The organism is Acidovorax sp. SRB_24 (assembly GCF_012931925.1).
The window spans coordinates 21,127-36,843 of record NZ_MWOM01000039.1; the positions used below are offsets into that span (position 1 = coordinate 21,127).

13 protein-coding genes are annotated in these 15,717 nt (G+C 70.4%); 9 read left to right on the forward strand and 4 right to left on the reverse strand.

The genetic code is table 11. The features are described from left to right. The 4 genes from B2J89_RS13815 (at nucleotide 1) to B2J89_RS13830 (ending at nucleotide 3,172) form a co-directional block, all read left to right on the forward strand. The gene (locus B2J89_RS13815; RefSeq protein ID WP_169169671.1) at nucleotides 1-1,347 is read left to right on the forward strand and encodes an ATP-binding protein; all 1,347 of its coding nucleotides are present in this window, start codon (nucleotides 1-3) and stop codon (nucleotides 1,345-1,347) included. After that, entirely contained in the window at nucleotides 1,337-1,873 is a 537-nt protein-coding gene (locus B2J89_RS13820; protein ID WP_169169672.1) for a response regulator transcription factor, read from the forward strand. Before B2J89_RS13815 ends, B2J89_RS13820 begins: the two co-directional genes overlap by 11 nt. Before the next feature lie 287 nt (nucleotides 1,874-2,160). Continuing rightward, nucleotides 2,161-2,604 (forward strand): KGG domain-containing protein, encoded by a 444-nt coding sequence (locus B2J89_RS13825; RefSeq protein ID WP_169169682.1) that lies wholly within the window; start codon nucleotides 2,161-2,163, stop codon nucleotides 2,602-2,604. Nucleotides 2,605-2,791: 187 nt separating this feature from the next. Further along, entirely contained in the window at nucleotides 2,792-3,172 is a 381-nt protein-coding gene (locus tag B2J89_RS13830) for an isochorismatase family protein (RefSeq protein ID WP_206041916.1), read from the forward strand. Nucleotides 3,173-3,315: 143 nt separating this feature from the next. Here B2J89_RS13830 and B2J89_RS13835 read toward each other — a convergent pair whose 3' ends face one another. Next, complete coding sequence (locus B2J89_RS13835) at nucleotides 3,316-3,642, reverse strand: plasmid stabilization protein (protein WP_169169673.1); 327 nt, start codon at nucleotides 3,640-3,642, stop codon at nucleotides 3,316-3,318. 178 nt (nucleotides 3,643-3,820) lie between these two features. Here B2J89_RS13835 and B2J89_RS13840 point away from each other — a divergent pair, with 178 nt between their 5' ends. Then, nucleotides 3,821-4,939 (forward strand): hypothetical protein, encoded by a 1,119-nt coding sequence (locus B2J89_RS13840; protein ID WP_169169674.1) that lies wholly within the window; start codon nucleotides 3,821-3,823, stop codon nucleotides 4,937-4,939. Nucleotides 4,940-5,277: 338 nt separating this feature from the next. Here B2J89_RS13840 and rpoN read toward each other — a convergent pair whose 3' ends face one another. After that, nucleotides 5,278-6,795 (reverse strand): RNA polymerase factor sigma-54, encoded by a 1,518-nt coding sequence (rpoN, locus tag B2J89_RS13845; protein WP_169169675.1) that lies wholly within the window; start codon nucleotides 6,793-6,795, stop codon nucleotides 5,278-5,280. Between the two features lie 680 nt (nucleotides 6,796-7,475). Between rpoN and B2J89_RS13850 the strand changes: the two genes are divergently transcribed. The 3 genes from B2J89_RS13850 (at nucleotide 7,476) to B2J89_RS13860 (ending at nucleotide 13,101) form a co-directional block, all read left to right on the forward strand. Further along, nucleotides 7,476-10,541, forward strand: a complete 3,066-nt coding sequence (locus B2J89_RS13850; RefSeq protein ID WP_240965026.1) for an ATP-binding protein — start codon at nucleotides 7,476-7,478, stop codon at nucleotides 10,539-10,541. Nucleotides 10,542-10,879: 338 nt separating this feature from the next. Continuing rightward, the gene (locus B2J89_RS13855; RefSeq protein ID WP_169169676.1) at nucleotides 10,880-11,398 is read left to right on the forward strand and encodes a DUF892 family protein; all 519 of its coding nucleotides are present in this window, start codon (nucleotides 10,880-10,882) and stop codon (nucleotides 11,396-11,398) included. 305 nt (nucleotides 11,399-11,703) lie between these two features. After that, complete coding sequence (locus B2J89_RS13860) at nucleotides 11,704-13,101, forward strand: sigma-54 dependent transcriptional regulator (RefSeq protein ID WP_169169677.1); 1,398 nt, start codon at nucleotides 11,704-11,706, stop codon at nucleotides 13,099-13,101. Between the two features lie 29 nt (nucleotides 13,102-13,130). Here B2J89_RS13860 and B2J89_RS13865 read toward each other — a convergent pair whose 3' ends face one another. Continuing rightward, nucleotides 13,131-13,859 carry a DUF4142 domain-containing protein gene (locus B2J89_RS13865; RefSeq protein WP_169169678.1) on the reverse strand — a complete coding sequence of 243 codons (729 nt, stop codon included), beginning with the start codon at nucleotides 13,857-13,859 and terminating at the stop codon, nucleotides 13,131-13,133. 152 nt (nucleotides 13,860-14,011) lie between these two features. Between B2J89_RS13865 and B2J89_RS13870 the strand changes: the two genes are divergently transcribed. Further along, entirely contained in the window at nucleotides 14,012-15,055 is a 1,044-nt protein-coding gene (locus B2J89_RS13870; RefSeq protein WP_169169679.1) for an SDR family oxidoreductase, read from the forward strand. A 51-nt stretch (nucleotides 15,056-15,106) separates the two neighbouring features. On the opposite strand, the gene B2J89_RS13875 is transcribed toward B2J89_RS13870, so the two are convergent. Beyond that, nucleotides 15,107-15,717, reverse strand: a 611-nt coding sequence (locus B2J89_RS13875; protein WP_205763834.1) for a pseudouridine synthase, incomplete at its 5' end; no start/stop codon positions are given.

Consider the following 15,717-nt stretch of genomic DNA (forward strand, 5'->3'; position numbering starts at 1 on the left):
ATGCCCGCCCGCCTGACGCCCGCCGCCGCTGCGCTCCCGCCGCCCAGTGCCGCCGCGCGCAGCGCCGAACGCGGCGACGCCACGGGCTTCAAGAACATGCAGCAGCTGATCCAGCTGCGCTGGTTCGCCGTGGTCGGGCAGATCCTCACCATCGAGGTGGCGCGCTACACCTTTGGCGTGCCACTGCCGCTGCCGCAGATCGGGACCGTGATCGCCTGCCTGGTGCTGTTCAACGCGGCCAGCATGCTGCGCTGGCGCAGGGGCCGCCGCGTCGCCAACGGCGAGCTGTTCTTTGCGCTGCTGGTCGATGTGCTCATGCTCACGGCGCTGCTGCACCTCAGCGGCGGCGCCACCAACCCCTTTTCTTTCCTGTATCTGCTGCAGGTGACGCTGGGCGCGGTGCTGCTCAGCGGCTGGACGGTGTGGGCGATGGTGGCCATCACCACGGCCTGTTTTGTCGCGCTGGCCGCGGTCAGCCCGCCGCTGGTGTTCGCCCAGGGGCTGGAGGCGGGGCTGGCGAGCCCGCAGATGCAGGGCTTTCTGGTCTGTTTCGTGCTCAATGCGGCGCTGGTCGGGGTCTTCATCACCCGCATCAGCCGCAACCTGCGCCAGCGCGACGCACGCCTGGCCAGCCTGCGCCAGCGCGCCGCCGAGCATGAGCACATCGTGCGCATGGGCCTGCTGGCCTCGGGCGCCGCGCACGAGCTGGGCACGCCGCTGGCCACGCTGGCGGTGATCCTGGGCGACTGGCGGCGCATGCCGGCCTTTGCCCAGCAGCCCGAGCTGCTGCAGGAAATCGCCGAGATGGAGCATGAGCTGCAGCGCTGCAAGACCATCCTGAGCGGCATCCTGCTGTCGGCCGGCGAGGCGCGCGGCGAATCGTCTGCCGGGACCACGCTGCACGCCTTTCTCGACGGCCTGGTGCAGATGTGGCGCGTCACGCGGTCCTCGGCGGCGCTGACCTATGCCAACCACATCGGCCCCGATCTGCCCATGGTCTCGGACTCGGCGGTGCAGCAGATGATCTGCAATGTGCTCGACAACGCCCTCGAGGCCTCGCCCACCGGCATGCACCTGGACGCCACGCGCGAGGACGGCATGCTCGTGCTCACCGTGACCGACACGGGACCGGGCTTCGCCCCCGGCATGCTGGCGAACTTCGGCACGCCCTACCAGTCCACCAAGGGCCGCCCCGGCGCGGGCCTGGGCCTGTTCCTGGCGGTGAACGTGGCGCGCACGCTGGGCGGCACGGTGAGCGCCTGCAATCGCCCCGGCGGCGGTGCCAGCGTGACCCTTCGGCTGCCGCTGTCGGCCGTGACCCTGGAGGACGCTGCCCATGCCGACTGAACGATTGCTGCTGGTGGTCGAGGACGACGCGGCCTTTGCGCGCACGCTCGGCCGCTCGTTCGAGCGGCGCGGCTACCGCGTGCTGCTGGCCAGCAGCCAGGGCGAGGCGCTGGCGCTGCTGCGCACGCATTCGCCGGGCTACGCGGTGGTCGATCTCAAGCTCCACGGCGACGCCTCGGGCCTGGCCTGCGTGCAGGCGCTGCACGCGCACAGCGCCGACATGCTGATCGTCGTGCTCACCGGCTTTGCCAGCATCGCCACCGCGGTCGAGGCCATCAAGCTGGGGGCCTGCCATTACCTGGCCAAGCCATCGAACACCGACGACATCGAGGCGGCCTTCGGCCGCGCCGAGGGCCGCACCGAGGTCGAGCTGACCAACCGCTCCTCGTCCATCAAGACGCTGGAGTGGGAGCGCATCCACGAGGTGCTGGCCGAGACAGGCTTCAACATCTCCGAGACCGCGCGGCGCCTGGGCATGCACCGGCGCACGCTGGCGCGCAAGCTCGAAAAGCAGCAGGTCAAGTAGCGCGCGCACGGGGTTGTGTGCTCCTGAAACAGGAGCTTCATGCGCTTGTCCCATAAGCGCCAAAGCCCCAAAACGCCCGAAATTTTTGGAGGGCCGGTGCAGCCCGGCATGGCCGCCGGTAAGCCTTGTTGCAAGCCTTGCCCGCGGGCGTGCCGGCGCCGCCTTTTCCGGCCCGGACGGAGGCGCCCCGGCCGTTTGCGGGCACGCTGTTTGCCGCCCTGCTGTGCGAACTGAAATCCTTTCAGCGCATCACTACGTTATGTATTCACTTTGCACAGGAGATCACCATGGCTTCGACCAACCAAGGCGGAAATCAAGGCAACCAGGGCGGCAACCAAGGCGGCAGTGGCGGTCGCAGCAGCGGCAGCGGCAGTCAAGGGGGCAGCGATTCTTCCCATCGCGGTTTTGCTGCAATGGACCCTCAACAGCAGCGTGAGATTGCTGCAGAAGGAGGCCGTGCCGCCCACCAGAGCGGCAACGCCCATGAATTCACCTCTCAAGAGGCCCGCGAAGCGGGCAAAAAGAGCCATGGCGGCTCCGGCTCTTCCAGCGAAGGAGGCTCGTCGGGCAGCCGGTCCTCCGGCAGCGGCAGCGACTCCGGCAGTGGCAACCGCTCCGGCAGCGGCGGCGGGCAGACCGCGGGGTCGGGGGGATCGGGTTCGAGCACCCGGGGCGGCACCAGCGAACAGCATGCCGCAGCCGGGCGCCAGAGCCACAAGAATGACCGCTGACCCCCGCGCCGATCGGCCGATGGTGCGATAGAAGCGCACGCATCGCCTTTGCGCCCTGCTTCGGTTCCGAAGGCAGGGCGCAGTTCTTTCTGCCTTTTTTGCGCATGCGCGCCGACCGCCATGCCCGAAAGCAAGCGGCCTTCCTTGCCGTCCTCGCGCGCCGTGCCCTGCCCCGCCTTCGAGCCGCGTGGCGCTGCTGCTGCTCGATTTCATCCCCCCGCTGGACTTCGAGGGGGCCGAGGGTTGGCTGGCGCCGGGCACGGGCGATCTGACGGTGCTCAAGCCCCGCCATTCGGCCTTTTTTGCCACGCCGCTGGACATGCTGCTGCGCGAGATCGGCGGGGAAAAGATCGTCCTCGTGGGCCTGGCGGCCGACATGTGCGTGCATTTCATGGCGGTCGATGCGTTCATGCGCGGTGATGCCGTGGGGGTGCCGGCGACTGCGTGGCCGCCGCAACCGCACAGGCGCATCGGGCGCTGCAGCACATGGCGCACACGCTCAAATGCGGCCCGCTCGCGCGGGCGCCATCCATTCGACAGCGTGCGGCGCAAAAAAGCCGGGGGCTGATCGGGAGGCGCAGCCCACGGGAAGCCTTGCGGCCATGCCACCCACCGCAGGGGAGGCGTTGCATGGGCCTGGCATCTTTTGCGGCAAATAGTGCGACCGTGCCCCCCGGAGCAGGCCAACGGGGCCGGCCGCACAGGCGCGCTTCAGCGCTTGAGCGCGGCCTCCAGCTGGCTTTTGGTCATGTTCGAGCGCCCGGCAATGCCGCGCTGGCGTGCCTCTTCGTACAGCTGTGCGCGCGTGCGCCCGCGCGCGCCGCTGTGCGAACGCAGGCCACCGCGCCGGCTGGGCGAGAGATCGTCGGTCGAGGTGCGGCTGCTCGCGCGCGCTTCCCCCTTTTGCGCGCGCACTTTGTTGACGGTGCGGGCGGCAATCTCCTCGGCCACCGGGGCGGACTTGCCTTCCTTGAGCTCGCTGCCTTTGATGTGTTCGTACTGGCGTTCGCGCTTGGCGCTCCATTGGCTTTTAGGCATGAAAGCTCCCGGGTTGGTGGAGACACCATGGACGGGAGCAAAAGCTGTGCCTGCTTGGCCGGGCACACCGATTGCCGAAGAGACACCGTGCACACCGGCGGCTGCCCCCAACGGCAGCCGCTGGCTATGCCACTTGCGGCAGATGGCTGCCGAACTCGTTTTACTGAAAGGATCTTCCATGCAATCGCGTAACTATCAGGATCAGAGCCGGGGCAACGACGATCGCGGTTCCCAGCAGGGCAACCCGGGACAGGGCAATACGGGCGAGTACGCCAATTACGGCATGCGCGATGACAGCCGCCAGGGCGGCGGCTCGCAGGGCTACCAGGGTGGCCAAAGCCAGCAAGGCAGCTACGGCGGCCAGAGCCAGCAAGGCGGCTACGGCGGTCAAGGGCACCAAGGCGGCTACGGCGGTGGCCAGAGCCAACAGGGTGGCTATGGCGGCCAGGGCCAGCAAGGTGGATACGGCGGTGGCGCGTCGTATGGACAGGGTTCGAGCGGTGGCTATGGCGGCTACGGCGGCAGCTCCTACGGCCAGGGCGGCCAGCAGTCGGGCCAGGGCTCGCAGGGCATGCGCCATGACCTGACCGGTGAGATGGACTACGGCATCGAGGGCGGCCAAAGCCGCAACTACGGCGGTAACTCGACCCAGGGCTACGGCGGCTCGCAAGGCGGCCACTGGGGTTCCCAGCAGGGCGGCGGCTCCTCGTACCAGGGCCAGGGGGGATACGGCGGCGCGCAGGGCGGCTACGGTTCGCACCAGGGCGGCTATGGCGGTGCCTCGCACCAGGGCGGCTACGGCGGTTCGCAAGGCGGCTACGGTGGAGGCTCGCAGGGCAGCTATGGCCCGCAGCAAGGCGGTGGCCAGGGCGGCATGCACCACGACCACGACTACCACCAGTGGCGCAACGACCAGCTGCGCCAGCTCGACGAGGACTACGACGCCTGGCGCCAAGAGCGTTACAGCAAGTTCTCCGATGAGTTCGGCAAATGGCGCAGCGGCCGCCGCAGCGGCCAGGGGCAGGACCAGGGTAGCAGCGGCTCGCAAAGCGGCGGCAGCACCTCGACTTCCTCGGGCGGCCACACCAGCGCTTCCGGGGCAGGCTCACCCGGCCAGCATGGCACGGCTTCGGGCAGCGGCAGTTCGGGCTCCCAGGGCACGGCGGGTTCCGCCAGCAGCACGGGCAGCAGCGGAGCTACGGGAAGCAGCGGTTCGGGCAGCAGCGGCAGCAGCGGCTCTTCCGGCACGGGCAGCGACAGCTCCTCCTCCGGCTCGAGCAGCAGCCGCCATAAATAACGGGAATGCCCCCGCGTGCGCCGGCGGGCCGGCGTGCGGTCGGGCGACAGGGCCGTGCCTTGGGGTGCGGCCTTTTTTTGGCTGAAAACGGCTCTGTCGCTGAACTGGCAAGCGCATGAAGCTATGGAAAAGAGAGCGAATCGCGGCAGAGGAAGGGGGTTTGGATCGCCTTGCGGTTTTTTGCGGCCGCTGGGGTGATCGCGCCGATGATGCCCTGGGCGCCATCTCGGCCAGACTGGTGGACAGGCCAAACGGTCCCTCGCTCGAACCCGGTGGATCGGATCTCGCGACAGACGCGGACAGCAGGCGGGGGCTGAAGGGGCAGCCCGCGGGGGCCTTCAGTGCGGAGGGCCCGCAGCGCGCTGCTCGGCCGGCGGCAGGCCCAGCTGCTGGCGGTATTTGGTCACGGTGCGGCGCGCCACGTCGATGCCCTGGCGCTGCAGCTGCTGCGCGATGGCCACGTCCGAGAGGCGCTGCAGCGCGGATTCGCTGGCGATCATCTCCTGCACCAGACCGCGGATGGCAGTGGGCGAGTACCCGGCGCCTGTTTCGGAGGACAGCGCACGCGAGAAGAAGTGCTTGAGTTCGAACGTGCCCGAGGGCGTGGCCATGTATTTCTGGTGCGTGACGCGCGAGACGGTGGAGATGTGCACGCCCAGTTCATCGGCCACCTCGCGCAGGCCCAGCGGCCGCATCGCCATGGGCCCATGGTCGAAAAACGGCTGCTGGCGCCGCAGGATCGACTGCGCCACCTGCAGGATGGTGGAGAAGCGCTGCGCCACGTGCCGCACCGTCCAGCGCGCCTCATTGAGCTGCGCGGTCAATTCGCTGCAGGCACCGCGCGGGCTCTTCTGCAGCAGGGTGGCATAGGTGGTGTTGACATGGACCTTCGGCACCACCGCGTCGTTGAGCATCGCCGTCCAGCCGCTGCGCGTGCGCCGCACGATCACATCGGGCGTGATGTAGCGCGTCGGGGGACCGCCCACCTGCCAGCCCGGGTGCGGGTCGAGCCGGCGCAGGCCCTGCAGCGCGTCGTGCGCGGCCTCGGCGGTGCAGCGCAGGGTGCGCGCCACCTGGCGCGCATCGCCCAGCGTACCGGTGCGGTGCACGTGCTCCAGCAGCCGAGCACACAGGGCGCGCGCGCGCGCGCAGGGCACGGCTCCGAGCTGCAGCGCCAGGCATTCGGCCAGATCGCGCGCGCCCACGCCCGCGGGCTCCAGGCTTTGCACGCACGCCAGCGCCGTTTCGAGTTCCTCTGCGGTGGCGCACGGCGCCAGGTCGGCGGTCGCGGCCAGTTCGCGCAGGTCGCAGCGCAGGTAACCGTCGTCCTGCAGTTCCTGCGCCACCAGGCAGGCCAGCACGAAGCTGCGGTCGGGCAGCCGCATCAGGCGCAGCTGGGCCTGCAGGTGCTCGTGCAGCGTGGTGCCCATGGCCACAGCGTCCATCGGGTCGAAAGGCGCTGCGCTCTGGCGCTCGCCGCCGGCATCGGACAGGGTGGCGGCCTCCCACGGTGCGGTGTCGGGCGCGCCGGCCCAGGCTTCGTCCGCGGTGTCACCGGGGGACTCGGACGGGCCGCGTGCATCGGCGGAACCGGGGTCGGCATCCGTGGGCCCGCCGGCGCCGAGGGCCGCCTCCGCGGCCGCAGCGTCTGCCGCGCTGGCAGCTCCTGCGGTGCTCGGCGCAGGCGGCGGCGCGCCGTGCTCCTCGGCTTCCAGGAACGGGTTGTCTGCGAGGGTCGATGAAATGGCTTGGTTGAACTCGGCCGTGGACATTTGCAGCAGGGCCACCGCTCTTTGCAGCCGTGGCGACATGGTGTGCTGCTGGGCATGCTGGAACTGAAGGGCAAGCACAGGCATGGGACAGGAACTCCAGGCATAAGACAAACAGGACGGCACCGCTCTCTGCCACGCCATGGGCGCTTCGCCGGGGCCGGGCCACTGCGCCGGCCCCGCGTTTGCCGAAGCATCTGCCCCGGCCCCCGGTCCTTGGTCCGCGCGGAGAGGAAGGTCTGCCCCCCACCGAGAGGGCCCGAAGGCGGGGAGGCGGTGCGGCACCACCTGTTCGCACTGCAAGGTGCATGCCACGCGGTGGCTTGGCGGGCCCACCCCGGACGCAGGGGGAGCCGGCCGCCCACCTGGGCTTGACTGGGCCGGTGCCCGGTGGCCACCGGCGGCCCATGCCATCGGGTGCTCTCAGGTAACTATTGCGGCAAACTCTGCGCCAGCGGATGCGCAGGGCGTGGCCCACCGGCGTTGAATCCCAGGCCTGGATCTGCCGACCCCAGGCACCGGTGCCGCCGGCGGTTTCGCACCGATGCGCGTGGCGCCGCACCCAAGCGCACGGCCCGCCCGTGGGGGCACGGCGCAACGTCCCCGCAGAAAGCAGGCGCGTTGTTTGCTTTACCGCAGTGAGGCGGAGGTGTCTACGTATGCATTCATGGAGCAAGCGGCGTGCCGTGATGGGAAAAAAAATGCGTTTTGCCCGGCTGTGGTGCCGGCGCCGGATGCGCCGTGCCACTGCGCGGCTGGATCGGCGCATGCCGGCCGCCTCGCTCAAGACCTATTTGGTCGCGGTGATTCTGCTGGCCACGGTGCCCGTGGCGCTGTTGCTGACCTACAAGGTCGCCAGCGACGTGCGCAGCGGGCGCCACAGCGCGGTCGCCATGCTCCAGCAGGCCGCGGCGGGCCTGGCGCAGATGGCCGAACAGGACCTGACCGCGTCGTTCGACGCGCTGACCTCGCTGAGCATGGCCCAGGCGCTGCAGGACGGCGACATGCCCGCCTTCGAGAAATACCTGCGCCAGATGCCGCTGCGCCGCTCGCAGTGGCGCAGCGTCTTCGTCACCGATGCCATGGGGCGCATGCTGCTCGACACGGCCGCACCGCCCCATGGGCTGCTGCCGGTGCACGAGGAAACGCGCGCCCTGGTGTTCAAGGTGCTGGCGCGGGGGCGCGGCGCCGTCTCCGACCTGTCATGGCACACGGCGGAGGGCACGCAGGTCGTGGTGCTGGCCGTGCCGGTCTACCAGAACGGAGTGGTCCAGCACGTGCTGGGCACCCGCATGTCGGCCGCTTCGTGGCTGCGGCTGCTCGACAGCGCGGCGGTGCCCGAGGGCGGATACGCCGCACTGTTCGACACGAACGAGCGCGCGATTGCGATCAAGGAGGCGCCGCTGGCCCCCGCTCCGCCCGGCCCGGACCAGGCCACGCCCGAGACGCCGGCGCAACTGGCCTCCGAGGCCGCGCGCGGGTTCCAGCGCCGCAACGACAGCGCCCGGCAGACCGTGGTGCTGCAAACCGACGCGGTGCTGTCCACCTGGCACCGGGTCGGGGACACCAGCTGGAGCGCCAGCGTCGGCCTGCCGGCCGGGCCCATCCGCGCCGCAGAGCACAGCATCGTGCTGTCGGCCCTGACGACCATGGGCGCATCGCTGCTGCTCGGGGTGACGCTGGCGCTGCTGCTGGCCTGGCGCCTGGCCGAGCCGCTGCGCCGCCTGGCCGCGGGCGGCCTGGTGCCGCCCGGCCAGCATCTGCCGGTGCTCGAGATCGCGCAGCTGGGCCGTTCGCTGCAGCGGGCGCGCGAGCGCGACAACGCCGCACGCGAGGCGCTGCAGAACAAGGCCGCGGAGTTCGAGACGCTGTTCAACAGCAGCCCGATCGGGCTGGCGTTTGCCGAGGACAGCATGGGGCGCAGCATCCTCTACAACCCGGCTATGAAGCAACTGCTGGGGCTGGATGCCCAGCGCCGTCCTGGCGGCGTGCAGGTGTTCTACCGCGGCCGGCGCCTGGAGCCCGGCGAGCAGCCGCTGCTGCGCGCCTGCATGCACGCCGAAACCGTGGGCGCGATGGAGATGGAGATGCGCGTCGAAGGCCGCTCGCCCGCGTTCGTCGTGGCCAGCGCGGTGCCGCTGCTCGACGCGCAGGGGCGTGCACGCGGCGCCGTGAGCGCCGTCATGGACATCACCGAACTCAAGCAGGTGGTGGCGCTGTGGCTGGCGGCCGACGAGGGCCAGCATGCGCGCCAGCGCCTCATCGACCTGGCGCAGGAGGCGGGCCATGTCGGCTTCTTCGAATACAGCTACGGCAGCGACGCGCTGGTGTGCACGCCCGGCATGCGGCAGCTGCTGCGCGCGCCCGAGCCAGCGCCGCTGGCGCACCTGCAGGACTGGCTGGAGCTGGTCGACGCACGCGATCGGCCGGTGCTGCGCCGTGTGCTGGCCGAGGCGGTGGCGCAGCGGGCCGAGCGCGCGAGCCTCGAATACCGCGTGAAGGCGGCGCCCGGCGAAGGCATCGAGGACGCCGAAGGCACGGTGGTGCGCTGGCTGTCGTGCCGCGTGCTGCTGCGCTACGGCCCCGACGGCCAGCCCGAGCACGCCTCGGGCACGATGGTGGACGCGACCGAACAGAAAGAGGCGCAGCTGCGCGGCCAGCGGCAGACCGAGCAGGAGCAGGCCGCGCGCCGGCAGGCCGAGGCCGCCAACCGCGCCAAAGACGAATTCCTGACCATGCTCAGCCACGAACTGCGCAACCCGCTCGGCGCCATCACGGCCGCGCTGGAAGTGCTCGACAGCGGCGCGGGCGGGCCGGCCACGGCCCAGCGCGCGCTGGCGGTCGTCACGCGCCAGACGCGCCACCTCACCCACATGGTGGGCGACCTGCTCGACGCCGGGCGCGTCGCGACCGGCAAGGTGCGCATGGTGCGCGCGCCCCTGGACCTGGCGCAGGTGGTCGAGCGCGTGCGCGACGCGCTGGAGCTGGCCGGGGAGCTGAATGCGCACGCGTGGACGTTCTCGCTCGAGACCGTGCTGGTGTGCGGAGACAGCGTGCGCCTGGAGCAAGTGGTCGTCAACCTGCTGACCAATGCCATGCAGTATTCGCCCGCCGGCGCACCGATCCGCGTGGAAGTGCGCCCCGAGGGCGGCAATGCACTCTTGCGCGTGAGCGACGAGGGCAGCGGCATTGCGCCGGCGCTGCTGCCGCAGGTTTTCGAGCTGTTCGTGCAGGGCGAGCGGCCGCTGCACCGGCGCGGCGGCGGGCTGGGCGTGGGCCTGACGATGGTGCGCCGCCTGGTCGAACTGCACGGCGGCACCGTCGAGGTGCAAAGCGTGCCCGGCGAAGGCGCGACCTTCACGGTGCGCCTGCCGACCTGGGCGGCCGAACAGCCTGGTGCCGCGCTGGCGCACAGCGCCGCGCCGGGCCCGCCACCGGCCGTGCCATCCGCGGCGCAGCGCGGCGGCCTGCGCAGCAGGCCGCTGGCCGTGGTGCTGATGGAAGACAACGACGACGTGCGCCAGTCGATGCAGGCCATGCTCGAACTCGACGGGCACGGCGTGGCCACGGCGGCCGACGGGCGCACGGGCCTGGCGCAGCTGCTCGCCCAGCGCCCCGATGCCGCCATCGTCGACATCGGCCTGCCCGGCCTGGACGGCTTTGAGGTGGCACGGCGCGCGCGCGCCGGTGGCTATGCCGGGCGCATGGTGGCCGTCACGGGCTACGGCCAGGCGCACAGCCGGCGCGACGCGCTCAAGGCAGGGTTTGACGCCTACCTGGTCAAGCCGGTCGATGCCGCGCAGTGGCGCGCAGCGCTCTACAGCGAGGCCTGAGGCCCGCGCAGGCGCCGCTGCGTTCGGGTGCCAAGCGGTGGCTGACGCATGGCGCTATATTTTGTATAGCAGTATACGATTGACAGGTAATGGCTGAGGGCCGATTTTGCTTGAAGCCGCGGCGGCGCGGACGCCCTGGTGCCCTGCGCCCGGAGGGTCGCGCGGCCGGGCCGGCTGCGCCGCCCGCGCATACGGTTCGTGGCACAGAAACCGGTCCCCTGCAGCGTCCGGGCATGCGGCTTGCCGGTTTTCCAGGGAGCTGGCCGCCCGCACGGCGGAAGGGGTGCGGCGCCGTGGTCGGATGGGCAGCATCTTTTTCCAGGGCTGAAAGGACAGGCATGAAAGCTTCCGAACAAAACCTGACGGACTGGCTGCGCGAGGCGCATGCCATGGAAGAGCATGCCGAACGCATGCTCACGGGTGCTGCGGCACGCCTGGGCCACTGCCCCCGGCTGCAGGAGCGCCTGCAGCTGCATGCCTGCGAGAGCCGCCAGCAAGGCCGTCTGCTGCGCGAGTGCATCGAGCGCCGTGGCGGTGCCGTCCCCTGGGGCATGCCAGCGGTCGCCCTGGCAGAGCCCGTGGCGCAGTGCGCCAGTGGCCTGCGCGTGTCCGACGCAGGTGCCGAGGCGGTGCTGAGCGTCTATGCCTTCAAGCACCTCGAGATCGGCTCGTACCGGATGCTGCAGAGCGGCGCCCACCAGGTGGGCGACACGCAAACCCAGCAGGTGTGCGAGCGCATCCTGGCGCAAGAAAGGGCCATGGCCGATTGGCTTTTCGGCCAGATTCCCGCGATCACCCAGGAATTTCTCCAGCACGCCGACGGCCCGGCCGAGACCGCCCATCAGGCTGCGCCCTGAGCCGCACGCTCGGCACGGCCCCCCCGTTCCCCTCGTGGCGCCGCGCGGCGGGGGCGCAGCCTTTTGGGGCCTTTTCTTTTTTGTTTCCCACCCCCGCAGCGTGCAAGGATTTTTGCGGGCCTGAACCGGGGTGACCGCGGGGCGGGGGTCCGCGGACGCCCGTGTTTGCGCCAGCCCTGGACCCGCAAAGCGGCCAGCACCGCAGCGGCACGGACAGGCCTTGTTGGTACAGGGCGTTACAGGCGCGCGCGGGCCGGCCGAGATAATTGCGCTTCACGTGGCAGAACAACAAGTGGAGCGTTTGCATGGGACTTGCGCTGATCGTTGACGACGATGCCGACGCGGCAGAAATGCTCGCAGCACTGATCGAGTCCGAAGGCTACAACGTTGCCACCGCCCATTCGCTGGCAGAAGCGCGCAAGTGCATGGCGCTGCAGCCGCCCGATCTGGTGCTGCTCGATCTGCACCTGCCCGACGGCAGCGGCCTGTCGCTGTTCGGCGAGCAGTCGCTGCTGTGCAACGCGCAGGTGGTGCTGGTCACCGGCCACGCCACGCTCGAGACCTCGATCGAGGCGCTGCGCCTGGGCGCGGCCGACTACCTGGTCAAACCCGTCAACCTCACGCACCTGCGCGGCGTGCTCTCGCGCGTCATGCGCCCCTCGGTCATCGCGGCCGAGCTGCAGTCGTGGCGGCAAAGCCTGCACGACACCGGGCGCTTCGGCCACCTGGTCGGCCGCTCCCAACCGATGCAGCGCGTGTACGAACAGATCGCCCGCGTGGCGGGCACGTCGGTGACGGTCTTCATCGTCGGCGAAAGCGGCACCGGCAAGGAACTGGTGGCGCAGACGGTGCACGACCTCAGCCGCCGGCGCAAGCAGCCTTTTTTGGCGGTGAACTGCGGGGCCATTTCGCCGCACCTGATGGAGAGCGAGATCTTCGGCCACGAAAAGGGCAGCTTCACCGGCGCCGACCGCCAGCACCAGGGGTTCTTCGAACGCGCCCACGGCGGCACGCTGTTCCTCGACGAGGTGACGGAGATGCCGCTGGAGCTGCAGGTCAAGCTGCTGCGCGTGCTCGAGACCGGCACCTTCATGCGCGTGGGCTCGGGCGTCGAGCGCAGCACCGACGTGCGCATCGTCGCCGCCACCAACCGCGACCCGATGGGCGCGGTGGAGGCCGGCGCGCTGCGCGAAGACCTGCTCTACCGGCTCAACGTGTTTCCCATCGTGCTGCCGCCGCTGCGTGCGCGCCTCGAAGACATCGAGCTGCTCGGCCAGCACTTCCTGCGCGACATCGGCCAGCGCGAGGGCGCGCCCAAGCAGCTCACGGCCGCGGCGCTGCAGCGGCTGCAGGCCTACCAGTGGCCGGGCAATGTGCGCGAGCTGCGCAATGTGCTGCAACGCGCCTATGTAATGGCCGAAGGCGCCGCCATCACCGATGAATGGCTGCCGACCAATGGCCCGGGCCCCGCGATCGCGCCGCGCGGCGTGGGCGCCGGTGCCCCGGCGGGCAGCGATGCGCTGAGCTTTCCGGTCGGCAGTTCGCTGGCGGACGTGGAGCAGCAGCTCATCCTGCGCACCCTGCGGCATTTCGACAACCACAAGGAGCGCACGGCCGCCGCGCTCGGGGTGAGCCTCAAGACGCTCTACAACAAGCTCAAGGGCTACGAAGCCAACGACGCTGCGGCCACGCACGGCAAGTAAAAATTGCCGTGCGCGGCCCGGTGCGGCGCCTAGGCGCCGGTGGCGCTGCGGGCCTTGCCGGGCTTGATGTTCTGCGCATGTTCCAGGTGCTCGCGCAGGGTGGGGAGTTTTTGTGCGACCCAGGCTTTCAAGTCCGCGTCCTTGGCCGAGGTGCTGGCTTTTTCAAACAGCGCCACCGCCGCCTTGTGCTCTTTCACGCCGGTGTTGCGCATGTATTCGGCATCGAAATCCTTGGCCTTGGAGAGCCGGTCCAACTCCTTGCGCTTGTCCGCAGGCATGTCCTGGGGCAGGGTCACGCCGCGGGCGCTGGCCAGCGCCATCAGTTCCTGGTTGGCCTTTTCATGGTCGGAGACCATCATCTGCGCGAAGTCCCGCACCTCGCCGCTGCTGGCGCGCTGCGCGGCCAGGCGCGAGGCCTCGACCTCGTACAGGCCCGAGCCGGCGGCCTTGGTCATGAAGGTGCGGTCCACCGCCGCCATGGCACCGGCCGTCGCCTGCCCACTGGCGCTGCTGGGCGTGCTGGCGCCGGCTGCGGCGGGGGCAGCGGTGCTGCGGGGCGTGCTGGCGGCTGGGCCGCTGCCCATGGGGCTGCTGCTTCCACTTGGTCCGGTGCCGCCGCCGGGCCCGCCGGAACTGCTGGTGCCCGTGCTGCCGGTGCCGCCGGTACCACCGGCAGAGCCGCCCATTTGCGCTGCGGCAGGCAAGGCCAGCGCCATGGCGACCGCCAGGGCGACAGGGGTCAGGGAAAACGATTTCATAGCGGGGCTCCTGTGGGGGTGGCAAATGAACACAACCCCGACCCCAGCAAACGGCGTGCCGCACCGGGCTGCTGGCGGTCATGCCCAACGGGCACGGCGCTTGCTTCGTATGGGATCGGTTTGATGCATTCCGCTTATCAGGAGGTATTTCCATGCACGCCAAGAAGAACGGCAGCGGCAGCGCTGCTTCCGGCCCACACACCGCGCCAGGCGCCCAGGCCACCGCAGAACCACAGGCCCGCCTGCAGCAAGGGCAAGACCAGCACGACGCCGCCACACCAAAAGCCCCCAAGGGAAAGGAAGACGACCAGAAAGCGGCGGCGCCCGGCCCCGGCCGTGCCGAACCCGCACCGCCCCTGCCCCGGCAGCACCTGCGCAAGCCCGGCCGCGAAGCGGACATGGAACTCCCACCCCGCTTCGAAGCCCAGCACTACCGGGGCAGCGGCAAGCTCCAAGGCTTTTCCACGCTGATCACCGGCGGCGACTCGGGCATTGGCCGCGCGGTCGCGGTGCTGTTTGCGCGCGAAGGCGCCAACGTGGCCATCGTCTACCTCAACGAACACGAAGACGCCGAGGCCACACGCGCCCAGGTCGAGAAGGAGGGCGGGCGCTGCCTGCTGATCCCAGGCGACGTCAAGGACGCGGCGTTCTGCAAGGCAGCGGTCGAGCAGACCGTCAAGGCGTTTGGCGGCCTGCAGGTGCTGGTCAACAACGCGGCCTTCCAGGAGCACGCGGCGTCGCTCGAGGAGCTGAGCGAAGAGCGCTTCGACGAGACCCTGCGCACCAACGTCTATGGCTACTTCCACATGGCCAAAGCGGCTCTCGCCCACCTCGAGCGCGGCTCGTGCATCATCAACACCGGCTCGGTGACCGGCCTGCGCGGCAGCAAGGGGCTGCTCGACTATTCGACCACCAAGGGCGCCATCCACGCCTTCACCAAGGCGCTGGCGGCCAACGTGGCCGACAGGGGCATCCGCGTCAACGCCATCGCGCCCGGCCCGGTGTGGACGCCGCTCAACCCGGCCGACCAGTCGCCCGACGACATTGCGCAGTTTGGCCAGGACACCGACCTGGGCCGCCCCGCGCAGCCCGAGGAGCTCTCGCCCGCATACGTGTTCCTCGCGGCGCCGTGCTGCTCGAGCTACATCACCGGCATCGTGCTGCCCGTGACCGGCAACGTCGGCGATGGTGCCTGACGCGGCGCGCTCGCTAAGGCCAGCGGCGCCCGCTGGAGGGCCGCATGGCCTTCAGCCGCCCGGCCACGGCGCTGGCACTTCGCGCCACTGGCCCGGCTGCAGACCGTCCAGCGCCCAGGGGCCGATGGCCACGCGCACCAGGCGCAGCGTGGGCAGGCCGACGGCGGCCGTCATGCGCCGCACCTGGCGGTTGCGGCCTTCGCGGATCACCAGTTCGAGCCAGTGCGTGGGAATGCTCTGGCGCAAGCGCACGGGCGGGTCGCGCGGCCACAGGTCGGGTGAGACCAGCAGGCGGGCCTGTGCGGGCAGGGTCATGCCGTCGTTGAGCCGCACGCCCGCGCACAGCTGCTGCAGCTGCGCCACGCTGGGCGTGCCTTCGACCTGCACCCAGTAGGTCTTGGCGAGCTTGTGGCGCGGGTCGGCAATGCGCGCCTGCAGCTGGCCGTCGTTGGTCAGGAGCAGCAGGCCCTCGCTGTCGCGGTCCAGACGCCCGGCCGGGTAGACGCCGGGCACGTCGACAAAGTCCTTGAGCGTGGCGCGGCCCGCCCCGTCGCTGAACTGCGTCAGCACGTCGAACGGCTTGTTCAGCAGCAGCAGGCGCGGCGCGGCGGGCGCGGCCTGTGCGACGCGGCGCTGCGCCGGCCGTGCCGGCCCGCGGCGGG